The following is a 20,774-nucleotide window of genomic DNA, read 5'->3' as shown; positions in this document are numbered from 1 at the left end:
GCGCTTAGTGTCCCTTAGACCCGAAGCATTTCGCCACAAATCTGCACCCGTCAAGCCACCACAGTGACGGGCTCTTCGTGACTGTCCCTCTTACCCACGCCCTCGGCTTTTTTCCGCCTGCCGCAGCATTTCGGTGAACACAGACACCTTTGCTGCACGGAATTTGGACGCGGGCAGCACCGCATAAATCCCCCCTTCGGGCAGGTGCCAGTCCGGCAGCACGTGGGTCAGCGTGCCCGAGGCCAAGTGATCGCACACCAGATAATCGGGCAGGATCGCAAGGCCCGCGCCATTGCCAACGGCAGCCATGATCGCGGCGGCGCTGTCGATGGCCACGTCACTCTTCAGCTTCACCGATACGGCCTCTCCTTTGGCATCCTCGAACACCCAGTCCAGCGGATCGGACAGCGCCTTGTTTGCCACGAAAGGCGCATCTGCCAGATCTTTGGGGTGCCGCACGTGACGAAACTGGCCCGCGCAGGCTGCGACAAGCATTTGCCGGAACCCGCCGAGCTTGCGCGCAAGCAACGTCGAATCCCGCAGCCAGCCGACCCGTATGGCCAGATCCAGATCGCCCGCCATCAGATCGCTGTGATCGTCGCCAAGATACAGTTCCACCTGACAATCGGGGTACTGATGCCGGAACGCCGCGACCAGTGGTGCGACGACCACCGTGCCGTAATCATTCGGGGCGGTCATGCGCAAATTGCCCACCGGCTGCTCGGACAGTTGCGACAACTCGCTAAAGGCGGCCTCGGCCTCGTTCAGGATCGACGTGCAGCGCGTATAGAACAGCCGCCCCGCTTCGGTCGTGCTGACCTTGCGCGTGTTGCGCACAAGCAGCGTCGCCTTCAATTCCTGCTCAAGCTGCGTGACCTGACTGCTGACAACGGCCTTGGTCACGCCGAGGCGCGCGGCGGCATTCGTAAAGGATCCGGTTTCGACCACAGCCGCGAAATAGGCGAGCCGGTTGAGGTTGTGTGATTTGACCATAACCGCTGTGTTAGCTTTTGACATACAGACTGTCAAAATGGTTCGCCTTATCGCAGGCAATGGATGGCTTATATCCATCGCCAAGGAGACACACCATGACACAAACAGCGACATTGCATTACCTTTTCGACCCGCTTTGCGGCTGGTGCTACGGCGCGTCGGCAACCATTGCCACGCTGGCCAAACACCCTGATATCGACTTGCGCCCCCATGCCACTGGCCTGTTTGCCGGTAACGGTGCACGGCCCATGAAAAGCTTTGCGGCGCAGGCATGGGCGAATGACCAGCGCATCGCCGCGCTAAGCGGGCGACAGTTCACCGAAGCCTACCGCCGCGATGTGCTGGGGGCCGAGGATGCGTCGCTCGATTCCACAGTGGCAACGCTGGCTGTGACCGCCGTGGCCAACACCGCCCCCGAGCGGGAGATCGAAGCGCTCGTCGCGATCCAGACCGCGCGATATGTCGATGGCAAGGATGTGACATCTGCCACTGTTGTTGCGGATCTCCTGACCGAGCTCGGTCTGGGTGATGCTGCTGCGCGCCTCACATTCTCCGACGCGGGTCTTGCGGAACTGGCGCGCACGCGCACCGCAGAGGCGCGCAAGTTGATGACAACCCACCACCTGCAAGGCGTCCCCGCGCTGATCGCCGACATCGAAGGTACCGAATTCGACGTCGATTCAAGCACGCTTTACGCCGGACCCGACGCTGTACTGGCCGCCCTCGGGCGCGCCTAACCCACGAAAAACGAAAGGATGAATACCATGAACCGCCGAGATATGCTGAAACTGTCCACCGCCGCTGGCGCTGCTGCCATGCTGGCCCCCAGCTTTTCCTTTGCCGACGCGAATGGCTTGATCTGGACCCACTATCCCGCAGGCGAAAACGGGTTTTTCCGCGCCCCCGTACTGGTGCAGGGCGAATACGAAGCTGTACTGATCGACGGCGGCTTTACCCTGCCCGATGGCCGCGCACTGGCCGAAGAGATCAAGGCCACAGGCAAGACCCTGACCACGATCTACATCAGCCAAAGCGACCCCGACTTCTATTTCAGCCTGCGCCCGATCACCGAAGCCTTCCCTGACGCCCGCGTCATCGCGGCCAGCGAAACCGTCGAAGCGATCAATGGCAATGTGGCGAAAAAGGTCGACACATGGGGCCCGCAACTGGGCGAAAACGGTCCCGCCTCGGTGGATGACGTGATCATCCCCACCGCCGACGACAGCGAAACGCTGACAGTGGACGGTCACGAGATCACGGTCGTTCCCGCCAAGGATCTGGCGAACCGCCGCTACCTCTGGGTCGAGGATCTGCAAGCCGTGTTCGGTGGCGTCATGGTCTTTTCCGGTGTCCACGTCTGGACAGCGGACACTCCCACCAAAGAACAGCGCGCTGCATGGATCGCCAATCTGGACGCGATCATCGCGCGTAACCCCCAAGTCGTCGTCCCCGGTCACCTGACACCGGACGCGCCGATGGGCCTTGAAGCGGTGCAGTTCACCAAGGACTACCTGCTGGCCATCGACGAAGAGCTGGAAAAGGCTGACGGTTCCGAGGCGTTGATCGAAGCGATGACCGCCCGCTATCCCGATCTGGGCATGAACGTCGCCCTGACCACCGGCGCCAAGGTTCTGACTGGCGAGATGAAGTGGGGCTAAGCCCCGCTGCACCCGCGCGCAGCGTGTAGTCGCGTGGGAATACAAAAACACAGGGCGGCCCTTGATCGCGGGCCGTCCTTTTTCGTTTTATATCAATGCCTTCCGCGCCTCAGCTAATTAAATGTGGGTCGACAACTCCGGAAAACCGCCCTCCATCCCCCCGCGCTTTCCCCGTGTTGACAACATGCTGCGATGCGGCAATGGTCGGCGCCAGTCACACGAATTGGGACGCAACTTTGACAAAACTCAAAAAACGCACCTTCGGTGTCGTCGGTTTGGGCAACTTCGGCAGCTCCGTCGCTAAGGAGCTTCAGCGTTTCGGCAACCACGTTATCGGCATCGATATCTCCGAAACCCGCGTCGCCAACCTTGCTGATACCCTTTCACAAGCGATGATCGTGGATGCGCGCGATGATGCCGCCCTGCGCGATGCCGGATTTGGCGATTGCGATACGGCCGTGGTCGCCATGGGCTCGGACCTTGAGGCAAGTATCCTATCCGCGATGAACCTCAAGCTGGTCGGCGTGCGCGTCGTTTGGGCCAAGGCAACGACCAAGACCCATCACCGCATCCTGAAAAAGCTGGGCGTGGACCGGATCGTGCACCCCGAGGTCGAGATCGGCCAGCATATCGCGCAAATCCTGCACAATCCGCTGCTGCGCGACTATGTGAGCCTTGGCAACGGCTATCACGTGGTCAACTTCCGCATCCCAGACAGCCTCGAAGGGCGCAGCCTTTCCGAACTCTCCCATGCCAAAACCTACAACCTGCGCTGTATCGGCGTCATGCGGGGCAGTGAATTTATCGGTCAAGACGGCGCGGATTGCAGATTGCTGGGCGATGATCTGCTATTGCTGCTCGGCCAGCGCAAGGATTTGCACAACTTCGCGGCCAGCCTCTGACCATGGTCCGGCGCTTTCGAAAACTTCTGCGGAGGCGCAAGACCCTGCGGATGCCGCCCCCTGCGCTGCTATCCCTTTATTACATGGCGTTCATCATTCTGGGCGCTGTGCTGCTGTGGCTGCCGATTTCGCATAACGGCGATATCGGGCTAAGCGACGCGCTGTTCACCTCGACCTCTGCCGTGACAGTGACGGGCCTTGTGCTGGCTGACACCGGATCGGCCTTTACCGGCTTTGGACAGGGCGTCATCGCCGCGCTGATCCAGCTTGGCGGGTTGGGTCTTATGACCTTTGCGGTGCTGCTGCTGGGGGCAGTAGGCATTCCGGTGGGCATGCCGCAACAGTTGATCCTGCGCGAAGACCTCAACCAGACGTCCCTGTCGAACCTGACCTATATCGCCCGCATGATCCTTGTCATCGCTGTCGCTTGCGAGGCGGTGGGTGCCGCCCTTCTGGCCCTCGTCTTTGTGCCAGAATTCGGCTGGGCGGGCATCTGGCAGGCTGTTTTCCACTCTATCTCGGCCTTCAACAATGCCGGATTTGCCCTGCATCCCGACAGTCTGACGCAATGGGTCGGCAACCCGATCATCAATCTGGTGATCCCTGCGCTGTTCATTCTGGGCGGGCTTGGCTTTATCGTGGTGGGCGATGTGTACCGCACGCGCAACTGGCGCAAACTGACCCTGCATTCCAAGCTGATGCTTGTCGGCACCGCCATCCTGATCACATGGGGCAGCGTCATGTTCGGCCTGCTCGAATGGCACAACCACGAAACGCTTGGCCCGCTGAATGAGGCGGACAAGCTGTGGGCAAGCTGGTTTCAGGGCACAACGCCGCGCACCGCTGGGTTCAACACGATCAACACTGGCGGGATGCATGACAGCACCTCGATGTTGACCATGACGCTGATGCTGGTGGGCGGTGGCAGCACCTCGACCGCGGGCGGGATCAAGGTGACCACTTTGTTTGTGCTGCTGCTGGCAACCGTCGCGTTCTTTCGCCGCCAGACCACACTGCACGCCTTTGGCCGCTCGCTCGGCGTGGACGAGGTGATGAAAGTCCTCGCGCTGACCACCATTTCAATGCTGCTGGTCCTGACGGGTATCTTTGTGATGACGATCAATCACGATGGCCAGTTCATCGACATCGCGTTCGAGGTGACCTCGGCCTTTGGCACTGTCGGCCTGTCGCGCGGCATCACGGCCGAGATTGACGGCATCGGGCGCGCCATTCTGATGATGATCATGTTTGTGGGACGGGTTGGCCCCTTGGCCATCGGCTTTTTCCTCGCCACGCGCGGGGTGCCAAAGGTGAAATATCCGGCGGGCCAGATCTATCTGGGGTGAGCGCGCCGTGACAGGCCGCTCACACCGTTTCGCAGTCGATCCGCTTGTTACAGAAAGTCGTCCCGCCGCGGGGTAAAGCAGTCGATCAACGTCCCCGGCTCAAGGCAGACACAGCCGTGTTCCACATTCGACGGAATGACAAAGCTGTCGCCTGCGGCCACCTCTTTCTCCTCTTCACCCACGGTGAACCGGAACCGCCCGCTCTCCACATAGGTGGATTGCACGTGCGGGTGATGGTGCAGCGATCCTTGCGCCCCTTCGGCAGCAAAGCGGAAGGCGACAACCATCAGCGCCTCGTGGTCGGACAGCACCTGACGCGTCACATCAGGTTCGGTGGGTACAACGGGAAAACCGGTCATCATAAACCCCTTTCTGGGCAATCAGGAAAACAGCATGCCGCCATTGATGTCGATATTGGCACCGGTGATGAAGCTTGAGTCGTCACATGCAAGGAACAGGATCAGGTTCGCCGTATCCTCAACCGTGCCCTGACGGCGCACAGGCGCTGCGGCTTCGTAGCCGCGCCGCCCCGCATCGGGCGTGTGCACATTGTGGAAATCCGTGTCGATCATGCCGGGGCACAGGGCATTGACGCGGATGTCCGGTCCGACCTCTTTGGCAAGGCCGCGCGTCATCGTCATCACCGCCCCTTTGGACGCCGCATAGGCCACTGCCCCTGCCCCGCCACCGTCGCGCCCCGCCTGACTGGCAAGGTTTACGATGGCACCGGTTTTCATATGGGCAAGGCTGGCTTTGGTCATCAGGAACGTGCTGGTCAGGTTCAATTCCATCACGGCATTCCAATGGTCCAGCGGCATGTCCGCGATGCTTTTGCGTGCGATCAGGCCACCGGCATTGTTCACCAGAATGTTGAGGCCACCAAACTCGCTCACGGTGCGCGACACCAGTGCCTCGACCTCTTCGACCTTGGTCAGATCGCCCTTCATCGCAAAGGCACGTCCACCCGCCTCGGTGATCTGCGCCACAGCGTCATCCGCACCCTCGCTGCTTGAGTGGTAGTTGAGCGCGACACTTGCCCCTTCTGCCGCCAGCTTCAGCGCCGCCGCCTTGCCGATATCGCGCCCTGCGCCTGTCACGATCGCTGTTTGTCCTGCGAGCTTCATATGGGGTTCCTTCTTGATTTGCGGTCACGCTGGTATACTAGTCAATTATCTGGTATTCCAGATCGACAGGCGGGGCAATCCCTATCGCGCCCTTGATTACGGCGCGGCCCAGTTCAATTCTGTGACAAATGACTGTAAGGAACACCGCACAGCATGAAACCGAGCAAAGGCAGACCCATGGCACAGGCGACCCAGTTCAGCGAACGACGCACCAGCGTCGACGATATCTTTGACCACCTGCATGCCGAAATCCTGTCCTTGCGCCTGCGCCCCGGTGACAAGATATCCGAGGCCGAGATTGCCGCGAAGTTTGGCGTGTCGCGCCAGCCCGTGCGGGATGCGTTCAATCGTCTGGCAACCATTGATCTGCTGATGATCCGCCCGCAGCGCGCAACCGAGGTGAAACGTTTCTCGATGCGCGGTATCGTCAAGGCGCGGTTTGTGCGCGCCGCCATCGAAAAGGAAATCCTGATCCGTGCCGCACAGCACTGCAACGATACGGGGTCTGCCGCGCTACAGGCATCGCTGACAGCGCAGGAACAGGCAAACGCGTCCCAAGACGTCGACGCGTTCGGGCGGCTTGATTACGAATTTCACGAAACCCTGTGTCATATCGCGCAGGCGGATTTTGCCTTTGACGTGATCCTTGCCGAAAAAGCCAAGGTGGATCGTCTGTGCACGCTCAGCCTGTCCAAAGGCGCGCGCATCCCCGAGCTGATCGAGGATCACCGAGAGATCGCAGACGCCGTCAAAGCCCATGATGCAGAGCGCGCCGTGACCGCAGGCATGCGCCATCTGTCGCGGCTGGATGCAACGATTGACCACATCTCACGCTCCAACGCGAATTACTTCGAACCCGAAGACGGCGCGCCCGTCTCGTTCTAGGTACCGCCCCCTGTCCAAGCTGTCCTACCTCAACTCAGCCCGTCGCGGTCTGGGAACGGCCCTCGTTCGCCCTTGGCGCCATGCGAAATCGCGCTGTCTGCGCCTCGTGCAATATTCACAGTTGACAAGTCTGGTATACTAGTCATCTTCTGACCCTACAAAACGACAAAACCGGCTTCGCACCGAGGGTCGCACGCGGGAGGACGCACGCGGCACTCATCCAAACCAGCGGGGTCGGAATGGATAAGTTTTCAATAAGGGAGGAATGTCATGTTCAATAATTTCACCAAATCTCTGGTCAGCGCGGTCGCTCTGACAGTTGTGGCTTCGGCGGCATCTGCGGATAACTGGCGCGGCTGGAACATCCACGTCGACGGCTATCCGAACACGGTTGCCATGGACAAATTCGCCGAACTGCTGGCGGAAAAGACGGATGGCGAGATCACGCTGCAAATGTTCCACGGCGGCACGCTGGGCAGCCAGCCCGATGCGGTCGAACAGGTCCGTGCGGGTGCGCTCGAAATCGGTAACTTCAACCTTGGCCCCATCGGCCCGATTGTGCCAGCGGCCAACGTCGTATCGCTGCCGTTCATCTTCAAGGACGTGCCACACATGTTCCGCGTACTGGACAGCGAGGGCGGTGCCGCCATCGCGGAAGGCATGGCAGAAAAGGGTCTGTATCCGCTCGCATGGTATGACGCCGGTGCGCGGTCTTTCTACAACGGGGAAAAGCCGATCAACACGCCTGCGGATGTCGAAGGCATGAAAGTGCGCGTGATGAACAACGAACTGTTCACCGGCATGATCTCTGAACTGGGCGGCAACCCGTCGCCAATGGCCTTTGCCGAAGTCTATCAGGCGCTGAAAACCGGCGTTGTCGACGGCGCTGAAAACAACTGGCCATCCTACGAATCCACCGGCCACTTCGAGGTTGCGGGCTACTATTCGCTGTCCCAGCACCTGATCATCCCCGAATGTATCTGCATCAACGCCGACACATACGCGGCCCTGTCCCCCGAGATGCAGGAAGCCGTGACAGAAGCCGCGCAAGAATCCGCAGAAATGCAGCGCGACCTGTGGAACAAGCGTGAACTAGCCAGCCGCGAAGCCGTGGAAGCCGGCGGTGTGGTCGTGAACGAAGTGGCGGACAAAGGTCCGTTCCAAGACGCCATGACGCCCGTTTACGAAGCCTACTTCCAAAGCAATCCCGACCTGCGCCCGCTTGTCGAGCTGATCCAAGCCACCGAGTGATGGTTCACGTGATCTGAAATATGCCGTCCGGCCCGCCCTCGTGCGCGGCCGGACGGTTTTTCATGCGAAAGGCACCCCCCTCTCATGACTACTCCGGACCATGTGCCCGCGTTCATTCCCCGAATGGTCGCCCTGCTGGACCTGATCGCCCGTATCTGCCGATTTATAACGGGCCTGTCGCTGGTCGTGTTGACGGTCATCTTCGGATGGCTTGTTTTTGGCCGCTACGTGTTGAACGCGACACCCACATGGGTGGAACAGGTGGCCCTTTTGCTGGTCATGCTGATCGCCTTTGTCGGCGCGGCTGTCGGCGTCTACGAACACACGCACCTTTCCGTCACCTTGCTGCGCAGCGGCGTCACCTCGCGCATCCGCACCGTTCTGGTTGTCATCTCTGATGTGATCATGGCCGGTTTCGGTGCCTTGATGCTTTGGTACGGCGCGCAACTGACCCTGTTCAAATGGGGATCGCTGATCCCGATGATCCAAGTGCCCGAGGGCCTTCGGTCACTGCCGCTCACCGTTTGTGGCGGCCTGATCCTGATATTTACCGTCGGCCATCTGATACGCCTGTACTTCGGCGTCGATGAACGCCGCGACAGCATAGAATAGAGACCATATATGGGCATCCTTTTCCTTCTGGGCATCTTCGCGTTCTGCGTCATCATCGGCACGCCCGTGGCCTTTGCGCTTGGCATCTCGGCCATTGCCGCCTTCTGGTACGAAGGCCTGCCGTTAATGATCGGGTTCCAGCGCATCGTGTCCGGCATCAACGTCTTTGCGCTGATGGCCATCCCCTTCTTCATCTTCGCGGGCGAACTGATGTTCCATGGCGGCATCGCCATGCGACTGGTGCGCTTTGCCTCGGCGGCGGTTGGCGCGGTGCGCGGCGGCCTTGGCATCGTGAACGTGTTCTCGTCGATGCTGTTCGGCGGCATCTCGGGCTCGGCCATTGCCGATATCTCGGCGCTCGGGTCGATCCTTGTGCCGGTGATGAAGGAAAAGGGCTATGACGCGGATTATGCGGTTAACGTGACCGTGACGTCCTCCATCGCGGGGATCATCATCCCGCCCAGCCATAACATGATTATCTTCGCCATCGCGGCGGGTGGCGGTTTGTCGATCTCCAAACTGTTTCTGGCAGGCGTCTTTCCGGGCATCCTGATGTGCGTCTGTCTCGCGCTTGCGGCCTACCTCGTCGCGGTCAAGCGCGGTTACGCTGCCGAGAAGTTCCCCGGCTGGACGGCTTTGGTCATCTCGTTCTTCGGTGCCATTCCCGGATTGATGACAGCCGTTATCATCGTGGGCGGCGTTCTGTCGGGCGTGTTCACCGTGACCGAGTCCGGTGCATTCGGCGCGATCTATGCCTTTATCGTGACGCTGCTGGTTTACCGGTCGATCACATGGGACAAGTTCGTCGTGGCCGTCACCCAAGCGGTACGTACAACGGCGATGGTGATGATCCTGATCGCCTGTGCGGGGGCATTCGCCTACATGCTGACCTTCTACCGCGTACCCAACCAGATGGTCGCGCTGCTGACGGGTATCAGTGAAAACCCCATCCTGATCCTGCTGATGATCAACGTGGTGCTGCTGATCCTTGGCATGATCATGGACATGGCGGCGCTGATCCTGATCTGCACGCCGATCTTCCTGCCTGTGGCCAACAGCATCGGGGTCGATCCGCTGCAATTCGGGATGATCCTGCTGGTGAACCTTGGCCTTGGCCTGTGTACACCACCCGTGGGGTCGTGCCTGTTCGTGGGCTGTGCCGTGGGCAAACTGCCGATGGAGAAGGCCGTGCGGACGATCTGGCCCTTCTACCTCGCCATTCTGGCCGCGCTGATGCTGATCACCTTTGTGCCCGCGATTTCGCTAACACTGCCCCGCCTGATCGGGGGCTGAGGACCGCCCACGATGCCCAAACCTGCCCCATTTGCACAAAAAATAGGCAAATATCGGCAGAGTGCGGTACATCGCGGCAAAGTTGCACGCTCCGCTTGTGATCAAGCGGGGCGCTTGCCATCAAACGAGGTATGCAAACCGTACCCCGTTTAATGATTTTCACCGACCTTGATGGGACATTGATCGACCATCACAGTTACGATTGGTCGCCTGCCCGTCCCGCGCTGGAAAAGCTACGCGACATTGGCGCGCCGGTCATTCTGGCCAGCAGCAAAACAGCCCCTGAAATCAGCGCCTTGCGCAGCGACATGAATCTGGATGCCTATCCCGCCATCGTTGAAAATGGCGCGGGTCTGTTGCAGGCTCATGCCACCCCCGACGCCATAGCCGACGACTATGATCGCCTGCGCGCGCACCTGAATGGCCTGCCCGCCGCCCTTCGCGATCTGTTCACCGGTTTCGGCGTTATGAGCGTGGATGACGTCCGCGCCGCGACGGGGCTGGATGCGCCTTCTGCCACTTTGGCCAAAAAGCGGGCGTTCTCGGAACCTGGCCAATGGCATGGTGATGAGGCGGCCAAGCAGCATTTTCTTGCCGCGCTGCGCGAACACGGGGTGCAGGCCCAGCAAGGCGGGCGGTTCTTGACCCTGTCCTTCGGTGCGACCAAGGCCGATCAGGTCCGAGCCCTTGTCGCCGATTTCGCACCCGCCACCACCGTCGCGCTTGGCGACGCGCCCAATGACATCGCGATGCTGGAAACCACCGATCACGGCGTGATCATCGCCAATCCGGACAAGCCCCCGCTGCCCCCGCTCAAGGGCGAGGAACAGGGCCGCATTACCCGCACACAAGAGGCAGGCCCGACCGGTTGGAACACCGCGATCCACGCCCTACTTCAAAAACTGAACCTAGAATAACAAGGACGAAACCTTTGGCCGATTTTCACCAGAACGGAAACATCGTCACCCTACACAACCTGCGCACCCGCTCTGCGCCGGAACTGGCGGATGAACTGGCGTCCTATGCGCAGACCCGCAAGATCTCTCTGATCCTGCCCTGCCTCTATTCCGAGCTGGAGGGGGACGCGATGCCCCACATCCTGTCCGAACTGTCAAAGGTCAATTACCTGCACCGCATCATCATCGGGCTGGACCGCGCCGATGCCGACCAGTTCCGCCACGCCAAGGCGTTCTTCAAAGGGCTGAACCAGAACCATATCGTGATCTGGAACGACAGCCCGCGGATGCTGGAACTGGGCGCGCGGCTAGAGGCGATGGGCCTTTATCCGGCAGAACAGGGCAAGGGCAAGAACGTGTGGGCCTCCCTCGGCTATCTGATCGCCTGCGCGGACAGTGCGGTGATGGCGATCCATGACTGCGATATCCTGACCTACGACAACGAGATGCTGGCGCGCCTTGTCTATCCGGTAACCAACCCCAACTTCCCCTATCAGGTTGCCAAGGGCTATTACCCGCGCATCGGCAATGACAAGCTGAATGGGCGCGTCACACGCCTGCTGGTCAGCCCCCTGCTGATCGCGCTAAAGCGTGTGATCGGGGATCGCGATTACATCGATTACCTGCGCAGCTTCCGCTATCCGCTGTCGGGCGAGTTTGCGATGCGCACCGCCATCCTGCCCGATCTGCGCATTCCGTCCGACTGGGGCCTTGAAATCGGTGTTCTGTCCGAAGCATGGCGCAATCTGGCCCCCAAGGCCGTCTGTCAGGTCGAGATTTCGGATGCCTATGACCACAAGCACCAAGACCTGAGCGCCGATGACGCCGAGGCGGGCCTGAGCCGCATGTCCACTGACATCTGCAAGGCGATCTATCGCAAGCTTGCCGCCGATGGCACCGTGTTCACACCCAACGTGTTCCGCACGCTCAAGGCGACCTATTACCGGATCGCGCTGGACCTGCTCGAGGCCTATTACAACGACGCCAAGATGAACGGGCTGTCCATCGACCGTCACAGCGAGGAACTGTCGATCGAACTGTTCGCCGAGAACATCGTGCGCGCAGGCCACGTGTTCATCGAGAACCCGCACGAAACCCCGTTCATTCCGACGTGGAACCGCGTCCATTCGGCTGACCCAGATTTCCTCAAGGACATGCTGGCGGCGGCGCGGGCGGATGACGACGAATACCAGTAAGCTCAGGTGCGGTTGCTGATCCAGCGGCACTGATACGGCGCGAGCGTGATCGTGTGATCGCTTGCGTCGATATCCTCGCCGCTCAGCAGGTCGAACCAGTCCTCATCATCAATCAGGTTCATCGCATCCCGCGACACCTCGACCGTGCGGGCGCTGACATTGTGCAGCGCAAAGATCGACTGGTGGCGGTCAAGGCTTTGCCGCCAGACGCCGAACACATCATCGGGTAGTGACATGGTGAACTGTGTTGCATTCGGGTGGAACGCGGTTTGGCGCGCACGGATTTCCAGCCGCCGCGACAGCGCATCCAGCACGCGGGCGTGGATGGTTTCGGGATCATCCAGCAGCGCGTTCAGCGTCGGGTAATCCCAGTTATGCCGGTTGATCGCGCGGTTCATGTTACGCCGCGCCACCTGATCGTGATCGTTGGGCGTGGCCAGCATCGAATGGATGTAGAACGCCGGTATCCCCTCAAGCGACATAACGATGGTCTGGGAACAGATGAAGCGTTCGAAGTGATAGGCGTCCTCGCCCTCGAAGGTCTGGCCGACCGCCTCGAAGAAGGTCGTGTTGATCTCGTAAGGTGCCTCGCCACCACCGGGCAAGGCGCGCATGGATACCAGACCGCCGATATTGCGGATTGTCTGGATCATCTTGTCCTGTTCCTCGGTCGGCAGAATACCTTCGGCGGGGCGCATCCCGATGCCGTCATGGCTGGCGGTAAAGTTCAGATAGGCACAGCCCAATTGCGCAGGCGGCATGCCCTTTTGCCAGCGTTTGAGATAGCTCGCCGATCCCGACATCATCGCGTGCAGGATCAGGGGCGGCAGCGGGAAGTTATAGATCGCATGCGCCTCGTCCCGTTTGCCGAAATAGGACAGGTTTTCGGCCTTGGGCACGTTGGTTTCGGTCAGCAGGATGATGGTTTCGGCGGCATAGTCGCACAGCACCCGCATCAGTTTCACCACCGCATGGGTCTGCGGCAAGTGGATCGAGGGCGAGCCGATTTCCTTCCACAAAAATGCCACCGCATCCAGCCGGATGATCTGCACCCCGTTGTCCACGTGCAGGCGGATGATGCGCAGGAATTCCAGCAGCACCTCGGGGTTGCGGAAATCCAAGTCGATCTGGTCGTGGCTGAACGTACACCACACGTGGCGCACGCCATGGGTGGTTTCGACCTTTTGCAGCAAGGGCGTCGTGCGCGGGCGCACCACATTGTCCAGATCGTCGTTTGGCGATGCCTCGAAAAAGAACCGGTCATAGGGCGCTTGGCCCTGTCGGTAGGCATTGAACCACGCCCCTTGCGAGGACACGTGGTTCAGCACCAGATCGGACATCAGGTGGAACTCTTCGCCAATCCGGTTGATGTCGGCCCAGTCACCCAGTTGCGGGTTCACACTTCGGAAATCCGACACCGCAAAACCGTCATCCGAGGTGAAAGGAAAGAACGGCAGGATATGCACGCCGTTCACCACGCCCTTCATCCGGCGCAGCAGGAAATCATGCAGCAGATCCAGCGGCTTGTGCGCGCCGTCGATGATCGAGTTGCCATAGGTGATCAGCAGCGCGTCGGCTTGGGTCCACAGGTTGTTGCTTGGCTTGCGGCCCCGTTTGCGCGGCTTGGACTCGTCGGGCCAGAATGCGTCGACAATCTTGCTCGACAGGATGTCGGCATCCAGATCGGGATAGATTTCGCGCACCAAAGCGTTCAGACGCTGGCCAAAGCTGTTCTTGCCGGTAGGCTGCATAGGATCAAAAGTTCCGTTGGTTCATGTGTCTTTCCAACAGGAAGCCGTGTTTTGCCCTGCTTGAAAAGTCGAAACCCGAAAAACAGGGCGTCGGGGCCGGATGATCCCGCCCCACTGCCCACAGATTAGGGCAATTGCGCCGCAGCGCCCTGTGTCATCAGCGGGAAATGCGGTACACCGACCCGTTCCCGACCGAGATGAAAAGGATGCTGCCATCGCGATCCTGCACGATGTCGCGCACGCGCAAAGTGTCATCGCTTTCGATCTGTTCGACCTCGCGCGCCGTGTCGCCCGAGATTTCGAGCCGCGAGATATAGCTGAATTTGAGCGAGCCGACGAACATGTCGCCCTGCCATTCGGGGAACATGTCACCGGAATAGACCAGCAGCCCCGAAGGCGCGATGGACGGATCCCAATAGTGGGCGGGATGCTCCATCCCCTCTTTGGCGGTGCCATCACCGATCTTTGCGCCCGAATAGTGCACGCCATAGGAAATCACCGGCCAGCCGAAATTCGCGCCTTTTTCGATGCGGTTCACCTCGTCTCCGCCGCGCGCACCATGTTCGGCAGTCCAAAGCGTGCCGTTGCCATCCAACCCCGCGCCTTGCGGGTTGCGATGGCCATAGGACCAGATTTCAGGCTGCACGCCGTCCTGCCCGACAAAAGGGTTGTCGGCGGGCACGGTGCCGTCACGGTTCACTCGCACCACTGACCCGTTATGCAAGGAACGGTCCTGCGCCGACGGACGGTCGCCGCGATCCCCGATGGTGACGAACAGCGTGCCATCCGTGCCCTCGACCACGCGGCTGCCGAAATGCCGCCCCGTGTTGCCGCCCGGCGCGCTTTCGAATAGCACGCGCAGGTTCTCAAGGCGGCTGCCATCGGCACTTAGTTCCGCAGCGGCGAGTGCGGTGCCCGCCTGACGTCGCTGCGGTTTGGCATAGGTCAGGAACACCGTCCGGCTGGTGTCAAAATCACGCGCCAGCGTCACGTCCAGCAATCCCCCCTGCCCCGACACGGCCACGCGCGGCGCGCCCGCGACCTCCTGGGCCTGTCCGTCCCTGAACAGTTTCAGCGTCCCGCCCCGTTCGGTCACCAGCAGCGAGCCATCCGGCAAAGGCGCAACCGCCCAAGGTTCCTCCAGCCCCGAGGCGACCTGCGTCAGAACCATGCGCCCTGCATCGGTTTCAAGGGCAGCGGCGGGTGCGGCCATCACGGCAAGGGCCAGAATCAATGCGGGTTTCATATGCAATCCTCGTGTTTGGGTCGTGCGCTTGGCGAGCGGGAAGCGACCCACAAACGGCATGCCGTAGGGTCACGTGAATGGATATGTACCAAAACCTGCGGATTTACAGGGTAAACGGCGCGCAAAGCCCCCCGAAATCTACTTTTCTTTTTTTCGCCCCCCCCGTAACGTCTCGACCTAGAACGCAAGTTCCAACCAGGGAGTTACCAATGAAAAAATTCATGATGGCCACTGCGGCCACAGCGCTTATGTCCGGCACCGCCTTCGCGGACGGGCACGCGACAGACGTCAAAATCGGTGTGATCCTCGGCTTTACCGGCCCGATTGAATCGATCACCCCGTCGATGGGTGACGGCGCCGAACTGGCGATGAAAGAAGTATCCGACAGCGGCCTGCTGCTGGACGGTGCGAAAGTCACCTCCGTGCGTGCGGATTCGACCTGCATCGACGCCGGTGCGGCGGCATCCGCCGCCGAACGTCTGGTCACATCGGACAAGGTCGACGGCATCATGGGCGCGGACTGCTCGGGCGTGACAGGCGCGATCCTGACCAACGTGGCGGTTCCGAACGGGGTCGTGATGATCTCTCCTTCGGCGACCAGCCCCGGCCTGACCCACGAGAACAACGAAGATAACGGCCTGTTCTTCCGCACCGCACCGTCGGATGCGCGTCAGGGCCAAGTCATGACGGACGTCCTGATCGAAGAAGGCATCAAATCCGTCGCCGTGACCTACACCAACAACGACTACGGCAAAGGTCTGGCAGACGCGTTCCAAGCGGCCTTCGAAGCGGCGGGCGGCACTGTGACCATCAGCGCGGCCCACGAAGACGGCAAAGCGGACTACTCCGCTGAAGTCGGTGCGCTGGCCTCGGCCGGTGGCGACCGTCTGGTCGTCGCGGGCTATGTGGACCAAGGTGGTTCGGGCATCGTGCGCGCGGCACTGGACACAGGCGCGTTCGACACGTTCCACTTCCCCGACGGGATGATCGGTGAGAAGCTGCAAGAGAACTTCGGCGACGAAATCGAAGGTTCCACCGGCCAGCACCCTGGTACGGACAGCGAAGGCGCGTCCCTGTTTGCCGATCTGGTCGGCGACGCGTTTGACTCCACATCGCCCTTCACGCCGGAATCCTATGACGCCGCGGCGCTGATCATGCTGGCCATGCAGGCCGCAGGGTCCAAGGACAGCAATGACTACAAAGAGCACATCATGGATGTGGCCAACGCACCTGGCGAACAGATCTTCCCTGGTGAACTGGCAAAAGGGTTGCAGATCCTCAAGGACGGCGGCGACATTGATTATGTCGGTGCATCGGCTGTCGAGCTGATCGGTTCGGGTGAATCTGCGGGCAACTACCGCCAGATCGTCGTCGAAGGCGGCGAAATCACCACGGCCAAGTACCGCTAAGCGTTACACGCGACAACAGACAGCCCGAGGCGCAATCCTCGGGCTGTTTTGATATCTGCAAAGACTGCCAACAAGGCGGCACGGGGACTGACATGATCGTCGTAGACGACATCCACAAACATTTTGGCGGCTTTCATGCCGTGGACGGCGCAAGCCTGAGCATCAAACCCGGATCAATCACCGGATTGATTGGGCCGAACGGCGCGGGAAAAACCACTCTTTTCAACGTGATCGCGGGCGTTCTTCCACCAACTTCGGGTCGGGTGACCATGGACGGCGAAGATATCACCGGACTGCCGCCGCACACGTTGTTCCACAAGGGACTGCTGCGCACCTTCCAGATCGCGCACGAGTTTTCCTCGATGAGTTGCCGCGAGAACCTGATGATGGTGCCGGGCGCGCAATCGGGCGAGACGCTGTGGAACACATGGTTCGGGCGCAAACGCATCGCGGACGAAGAACGCGCCCTGGCCGCCAAGGCCGATGAGGTGCTGGAGTTCCTGACCATTTCGCATCTGGCCGACCACAAGGCGGGACAGGTATCAGGCGGCCAGAAAAAGCTGCTGGAATTGGGCCGCACCATGATGGTGGATGCCAAGATCGTCTTTCTGGACGAGGTGGGCGCGGGCGTGAACCGCACCCTGCTGAACACCATCGGCGACGCGATCCTGCGGCTCAATCAGGAGCGCAACTATACCTTTGTCGTGATCGAACATGACATGGATTTCATTGGCCGCATTTGTGACCCTGTCATCTGTATGGCGGAAGGGCGTGTGCTGGCCGAAGGTACGCTGGACGAGATCAAGGCCAATGATCAGGTGATCGAGGCCTATCTTGGCACCGGCCTCAAGAACAAAGACAAGGTGGGCGCATGACCCTGTTTCGAATGACCTTCGGTCATCCGACCGACGCGGGGGTTTCACCCCCGCACCCCCACAGTATTTATGGCCAAAAGAAACGTGGAGGCGCGCATGTCTGAGCCGTTCTTGATTGGTGAGGCAATGACGGGTGGCTATGGTGCGGGGCCGGATATCCTGCATGATTGCACCATTGCCGTTGATCCCGGTGAAATCGCGGTGATTGTGGGGCCTAATGGCGCGGGCAAATCCACGGCGATGAAGGCCGTGTTCGGGATGCTGGATGTGCGTCAGGGTGCGGTGCGGCTGGATGGCGAGGATATCACCGCGCTGTCGCCGCAGGACCGTGTGGCGAGAGGTATGGGGTTTGTGCCGCAGACCTCGAACATCTTCACGTCGATGACGGTGGAAGAGAACCTTGAAATGGGGGCGTTCATCCGGCGCGACGATTTTTCGGGGACCATGGCGCAGGTCTATGACTTGTTTCCGATCCTGAAGGACAAGCGTCGCCAGCCTGCGGGCGAGTTGTCCGGCGGGCAGCGCCAGCAGGTGGCTGTGGGCCGTGCGTTGATGACCCAGCCCAAAGTGCTGATGCTGGACGAACCCACGGCAGGCGTGTCGCCCATCGTGATGGACGAGTTGTTTGACCGCATCATCGAGGTGGCGCGCACCGGCATTCCGATCCTGATGGTGGAGCAGAACGCTCGACAAGCCCTTGAGATTGCAGACAAAGGTTATGTCCTTGTTCAAGGGCGCAATGCGTTCACGGGAACCGGTAAGGAACTGCTGGCCGATCCCGAAGTGCGCAAGAGTTTCTTGGGAGGGTAGCGGATATGTACATGCATCTTACGCGCCCGAGCGCAGAACGCGCCCATGGCGCACACCGAGCCACCGATGTCAGCCGGACCATAAGCCGGCGTGCTGAGAATACGGCCTTTGTGAAAGAGGACGCAATCTGATGGACCTTCTTAACGCCTTCGTGGCGCTTTCCAATTTCGTCCTGATCCCTGCGATTGCCTATGGCAGCCAACTTGCGCTTGGCGCGCTTGGTGTCACGCTGATCTATGGCATCCTGCGGTTCTCCAACTTTGCCCATGGCGACACGATGGCCTTTGGCACCATGGCCACGATCCTGATCACATGGGGGTTTCAGGCCCTTGGCATAAGTGCAGGCCCGCTGCCCACCGCGCTGCTGGCCCTGCCCTTTGGCATTGCGGTTTGTGCCGCGCTTTTGCTGTTCACGGACAAGGTCGTCTACAAGTTCTATCGTCGCCAAAAGGCCAAGCCGGTGATCTTTGTCATCGTCTCGCTGGGTGTGATGTTCATCATGAACGGGCTTGTACGCTTTATCATCGGGCCCAACGACCAACGCTTTGCCGATGGGGAACGGTTCATCATCTCGGTGCGCACGTTCAAATCCATGACCGGGCTGGACGAAGGGTTGGCAATCAAGACCACTCAGGGGATCACCGTGATCACCGCCGTGATCGTGGTGGCGGCGCTGTTTTACTTCCTGAACCGCACGCGCACGGGCAAGTCCATGCGCGCCTATTCGGATAACGAGGATCTGGCCCTCCTGTCGGGGATCAACCCCGAGCGTGTGGTGATGGTCACGTGGCTGATTGTGGCGGCGCTGGCGACCATTGCGGGGGTTCTTTACGGGCTCGACAAGTCGTTTAAGCCGTTTGTCTACTTCCAACTGCTGCTGCCGATCTTTGCGGCGGCAATTGTGGGCGGTTTGGGATCGCCCTTGGGGGCGATTGCGGGCGGGTTTGTCATCGCCTTTTCCGAGGTCACAATCACCTATGCGTGGAAAAAGGTGGCGACCTATGCGCTTCCGGATGCGCTGGCCCCTGACGGGTTGGCCCAGCTGTTGTCCACAGATTATAAATTCGCGGTCAGTTTCGTCATTCTGCTGATCGTCTTGTTGTTCCGGCCCACGGGCCTGTTTGCGGGGAAATCGGTATGAGCGATACGATGCGCAACACGCTGTACTTTGCTTTTGTCGCGGCGCTGATCCTCGGAACTGGGTTCTATTCCAGTTGGAACTCGGCGCTGTTTATCCTGAACTTCGGTCTGATCAGTGCGATCATGGCCTTGGGCGTGAACCTGCAATGGGGCTTTGCGGGCCTGTTCAATGTGGGGATCATGGGCTTTGTCGCGCTTGGCGGTTTGGCCACGGTGCTGGTGTCGATGCCGCCCGAGCCCGAGGCATGGGCCGCAGGGGGCATGCGCGTGGTGCTGGCGCTGGTGCTGGGGGCCGCGACGATTGTCGGCGCGATCTTTGCCTATGGCGCACTGCCCAAAGGGCGCGTGCGCGTGATCGGCATGTGCGCCATCCTTATCATCGGCTTCTTTGTGTTCCGCGCCGTGCTCGATGGCGGGGTTGCTGCGGTTGAGGCGGTCAATCCGTCCACTGCGGGCTATCTGGGCGGGCTTGGCCTGCCGGTGCTGCTTGCATGGCCTGTGGGCGGTCTGCTGGCCGCTGGGGCCGCGTGGATCATTGGCAAAACGGCCCTTGGCCTGCGCTCGGACTACCTTGCCATTGCGACGCTTGGGATTGCCGAAATCGTTATTGCCGTGATGAAGAACGAGGACTGGCTGGCACGCGGGGTCAAGAACGTGGTGGGCCTGCCCCGCCCTGCCCCTTACGAGATCGACCTGCAAAACGATCCGTCCTTTGTGGAGCGTGTTTCGGGCTTTGGCCTTGATCCGGTGACGGCATCGACCCTGTGGGTCAAGCTGGTTTATGCGGGCCTGTTCGCCGCTGTGCTGATCGTGCTGTTCGTCATGGCGCAGCGTGCGCTGCATTCGCCATGGGGCCGCATGATGCGCGCCATCCGTGACAACGAGAACGCCGCTGAAGCGATGGGCAAGGACGTGACTGCGCGCCATTTGCAGGTCTTCGTACTCGGCTCTGCCATCTGCGGGATCGCGGGGGCGATGATGACGACGCTGGACGGTCAGTTGACGCCTGGCACCTACCAGCCGCTGCGCTTTACTTTCCTTGTCTGGGTCATGGTGATCGTCGGCGGGTCGGGCAACAACCTTGGCGCGGTGCTGGGCGGGTTCCTGATCTGGTGGCTGTGGGTGATGGTCGAACCGATCGGCTTTGGCCTGATGCAGTTCATCACGGCAGGCATGCCCGATGGCTATTGGCTGCGCGAGCATCTGCTGGAATCGGCGGCGCACATGCGGCTGCTTACCATGGGTCTGGTGCTGTTGCTGGTGCTGCGGTTCAGCCCGCGGGGATTGATCCCCGAACGGTAAAGCACCGCAAATTCATACCCAAATC

General features: G+C 60.5%; 20 protein-coding genes. 15 read left to right on the top strand and 5 right to left on the bottom strand.

Annotated features, from left to right (window positions below; genetic code table 11):
* Positions 1 to 90: 90 nt before the first annotated feature.
* Positions 91 to 993 carry a LysR family transcriptional regulator gene (locus AC6GQJ_RS01950; RefSeq protein WP_500771240.1) on the bottom strand — a complete coding sequence of 301 codons (903 nt, stop codon included), beginning with the start codon at positions 991 to 993 and terminating at the stop codon, positions 91 to 93.
* A gap of 95 nt (positions 994 to 1,088) precedes the next feature.
* Here AC6GQJ_RS01950 and AC6GQJ_RS01945 point away from each other — a divergent pair, with 95 nt between their 5' ends.
* From AC6GQJ_RS01945 to AC6GQJ_RS01930, 4 genes are all read left to right on the top strand, one after another.
* Entirely contained in the window at positions 1,089 to 1,730 is a 642-nt protein-coding gene (locus tag AC6GQJ_RS01945; RefSeq protein WP_500771239.1) for a DsbA family protein, read from the top strand.
* Between the two features lie 27 nt (positions 1,731 to 1,757).
* Positions 1,758 to 2,651, top strand: coding sequence for an MBL fold metallo-hydrolase (locus tag AC6GQJ_RS01940; RefSeq protein ID WP_500771237.1), 894 nt, complete (start codon positions 1,758 to 1,760; stop codon positions 2,649 to 2,651).
* A gap of 236 nt (positions 2,652 to 2,887) precedes the next feature.
* Complete coding sequence (locus tag AC6GQJ_RS01935) at positions 2,888 to 3,553, top strand: potassium channel family protein (protein WP_500771235.1); 666 nt, start codon at positions 2,888 to 2,890, stop codon at positions 3,551 to 3,553.
* Between the two features lie 50 nt (positions 3,554 to 3,603).
* Positions 3,604 to 4,899 carry a TrkH family potassium uptake protein gene (locus tag AC6GQJ_RS01930; RefSeq protein WP_500771233.1) on the top strand — a complete coding sequence of 432 codons (1,296 nt, stop codon included), beginning with the start codon at positions 3,604 to 3,606 and terminating at the stop codon, positions 4,897 to 4,899.
* Between the two features lie 47 nt (positions 4,900 to 4,946).
* Here AC6GQJ_RS01930 and AC6GQJ_RS01925 read toward each other — a convergent pair whose 3' ends face one another.
* Together AC6GQJ_RS01925 and AC6GQJ_RS01920 are read right to left on the bottom strand one after the other, a co-directional pair.
* The gene (locus AC6GQJ_RS01925; protein WP_500771231.1) at positions 4,947 to 5,258 is read right to left on the bottom strand and encodes a cupin domain-containing protein; all 312 of its coding nucleotides are present in this window, start codon (positions 5,256 to 5,258) and stop codon (positions 4,947 to 4,949) included.
* A 21-nt stretch (positions 5,259 to 5,279) separates the two neighbouring features.
* Positions 5,280 to 6,023 (bottom strand): SDR family NAD(P)-dependent oxidoreductase, encoded by a 744-nt coding sequence (locus AC6GQJ_RS01920; RefSeq protein WP_500771229.1) that lies wholly within the window; start codon positions 6,021 to 6,023, stop codon positions 5,280 to 5,282.
* 177 nt (positions 6,024 to 6,200) lie between these two features.
* Here AC6GQJ_RS01920 and AC6GQJ_RS01915 point away from each other — a divergent pair, with 177 nt between their 5' ends.
* From AC6GQJ_RS01915 to AC6GQJ_RS01890, 6 genes are all read left to right on the top strand, one after another.
* Positions 6,201 to 6,908 (top strand): GntR family transcriptional regulator, encoded by a 708-nt coding sequence (locus AC6GQJ_RS01915; protein WP_500771227.1) that lies wholly within the window; start codon positions 6,201 to 6,203, stop codon positions 6,906 to 6,908.
* A 270-nt stretch (positions 6,909 to 7,178) separates the two neighbouring features.
* Positions 7,179 to 8,159: a TRAP transporter substrate-binding protein gene (locus AC6GQJ_RS01910; RefSeq protein WP_500771225.1), complete on the top strand. Its 981-nt coding sequence runs from the start codon at positions 7,179 to 7,181 to the stop codon at positions 8,157 to 8,159.
* 84 nt (positions 8,160 to 8,243) lie between these two features.
* Positions 8,244 to 8,771, top strand: a complete 528-nt coding sequence (locus AC6GQJ_RS01905) for a TRAP transporter small permease (RefSeq protein ID WP_500771223.1) — start codon at positions 8,244 to 8,246, stop codon at positions 8,769 to 8,771.
* Between the two features lie 9 nt (positions 8,772 to 8,780).
* Complete coding sequence (locus AC6GQJ_RS01900; RefSeq protein WP_500771221.1) at positions 8,781 to 10,064, top strand: TRAP transporter large permease; 1,284 nt, start codon at positions 8,781 to 8,783, stop codon at positions 10,062 to 10,064.
* A gap of 152 nt (positions 10,065 to 10,216) precedes the next feature.
* Complete coding sequence (locus AC6GQJ_RS01895) at positions 10,217 to 10,981, top strand: HAD-IIB family hydrolase (protein ID WP_500771219.1); 765 nt, start codon at positions 10,217 to 10,219, stop codon at positions 10,979 to 10,981.
* A gap of 14 nt (positions 10,982 to 10,995) precedes the next feature.
* Positions 10,996 to 12,216, top strand: coding sequence for a glycosyltransferase family protein (locus tag AC6GQJ_RS01890; protein ID WP_500771217.1), 1,221 nt, complete (start codon positions 10,996 to 10,998; stop codon positions 12,214 to 12,216).
* Positions 12,217 to 12,218: 2 nt separating this feature from the next.
* Here the strand turns inward: AC6GQJ_RS01890 and AC6GQJ_RS01885 are convergent, their stop codons facing one another.
* Both AC6GQJ_RS01885 and AC6GQJ_RS01880 read right to left on the bottom strand, forming a co-directional pair.
* Positions 12,219 to 13,967, bottom strand: coding sequence for a sugar phosphorylase (locus AC6GQJ_RS01885; RefSeq protein WP_500771215.1), 1,749 nt, complete (start codon positions 13,965 to 13,967; stop codon positions 12,219 to 12,221).
* A 157-nt stretch (positions 13,968 to 14,124) separates the two neighbouring features.
* Positions 14,125 to 15,213 carry a PQQ-dependent sugar dehydrogenase gene (locus AC6GQJ_RS01880; protein WP_500771213.1) on the bottom strand — a complete coding sequence of 363 codons (1,089 nt, stop codon included), beginning with the start codon at positions 15,211 to 15,213 and terminating at the stop codon, positions 14,125 to 14,127.
* 209 nt (positions 15,214 to 15,422) lie between these two features.
* On the opposite strand from AC6GQJ_RS01880, the gene AC6GQJ_RS01875 reads away from it, so the two are divergent.
* The 5 genes from AC6GQJ_RS01875 to AC6GQJ_RS01855 all read left to right on the top strand — a co-directional run bounded on the left by AC6GQJ_RS01875 (position 15,423) and on the right by AC6GQJ_RS01855 (position 20,749).
* Positions 15,423 to 16,622: an ABC transporter substrate-binding protein gene (locus AC6GQJ_RS01875; RefSeq protein ID WP_500771211.1), complete on the top strand. Its 1,200-nt coding sequence runs from the start codon at positions 15,423 to 15,425 to the stop codon at positions 16,620 to 16,622.
* A 92-nt stretch (positions 16,623 to 16,714) separates the two neighbouring features.
* A complete protein-coding gene (locus AC6GQJ_RS01870; RefSeq protein ID WP_500771209.1) occupies positions 16,715 to 17,497 on the top strand; it encodes an ABC transporter ATP-binding protein in 783 nt (260 codons plus the stop codon).
* Positions 17,498 to 17,593: 96 nt separating this feature from the next.
* Positions 17,594 to 18,307: an ABC transporter ATP-binding protein gene (locus AC6GQJ_RS01865; RefSeq protein WP_500771207.1), complete on the top strand. Its 714-nt coding sequence runs from the start codon at positions 17,594 to 17,596 to the stop codon at positions 18,305 to 18,307.
* A 130-nt stretch (positions 18,308 to 18,437) separates the two neighbouring features.
* Positions 18,438 to 19,448, top strand: a complete 1,011-nt coding sequence (locus tag AC6GQJ_RS01860; protein WP_500771205.1) for a branched-chain amino acid ABC transporter permease — start codon at positions 18,438 to 18,440, stop codon at positions 19,446 to 19,448.
* Positions 19,445 to 20,749, top strand: coding sequence for a branched-chain amino acid ABC transporter permease (locus AC6GQJ_RS01855; RefSeq protein WP_500771203.1), 1,305 nt, complete (start codon positions 19,445 to 19,447; stop codon positions 20,747 to 20,749). The genes AC6GQJ_RS01860 and AC6GQJ_RS01855 overlap by 4 nt, the downstream gene beginning before the upstream one ends.
* Positions 20,750 to 20,774 lie beyond the last annotated feature (25 nt).

It is taken from the genome of Tateyamaria sp. 7Alg 36 (assembly GCF_059882455.1).
The sequence above is the reverse complement of the archived record's forward strand: the minus strand, read 5'-3'. Positions and strand labels throughout refer to the sequence as shown.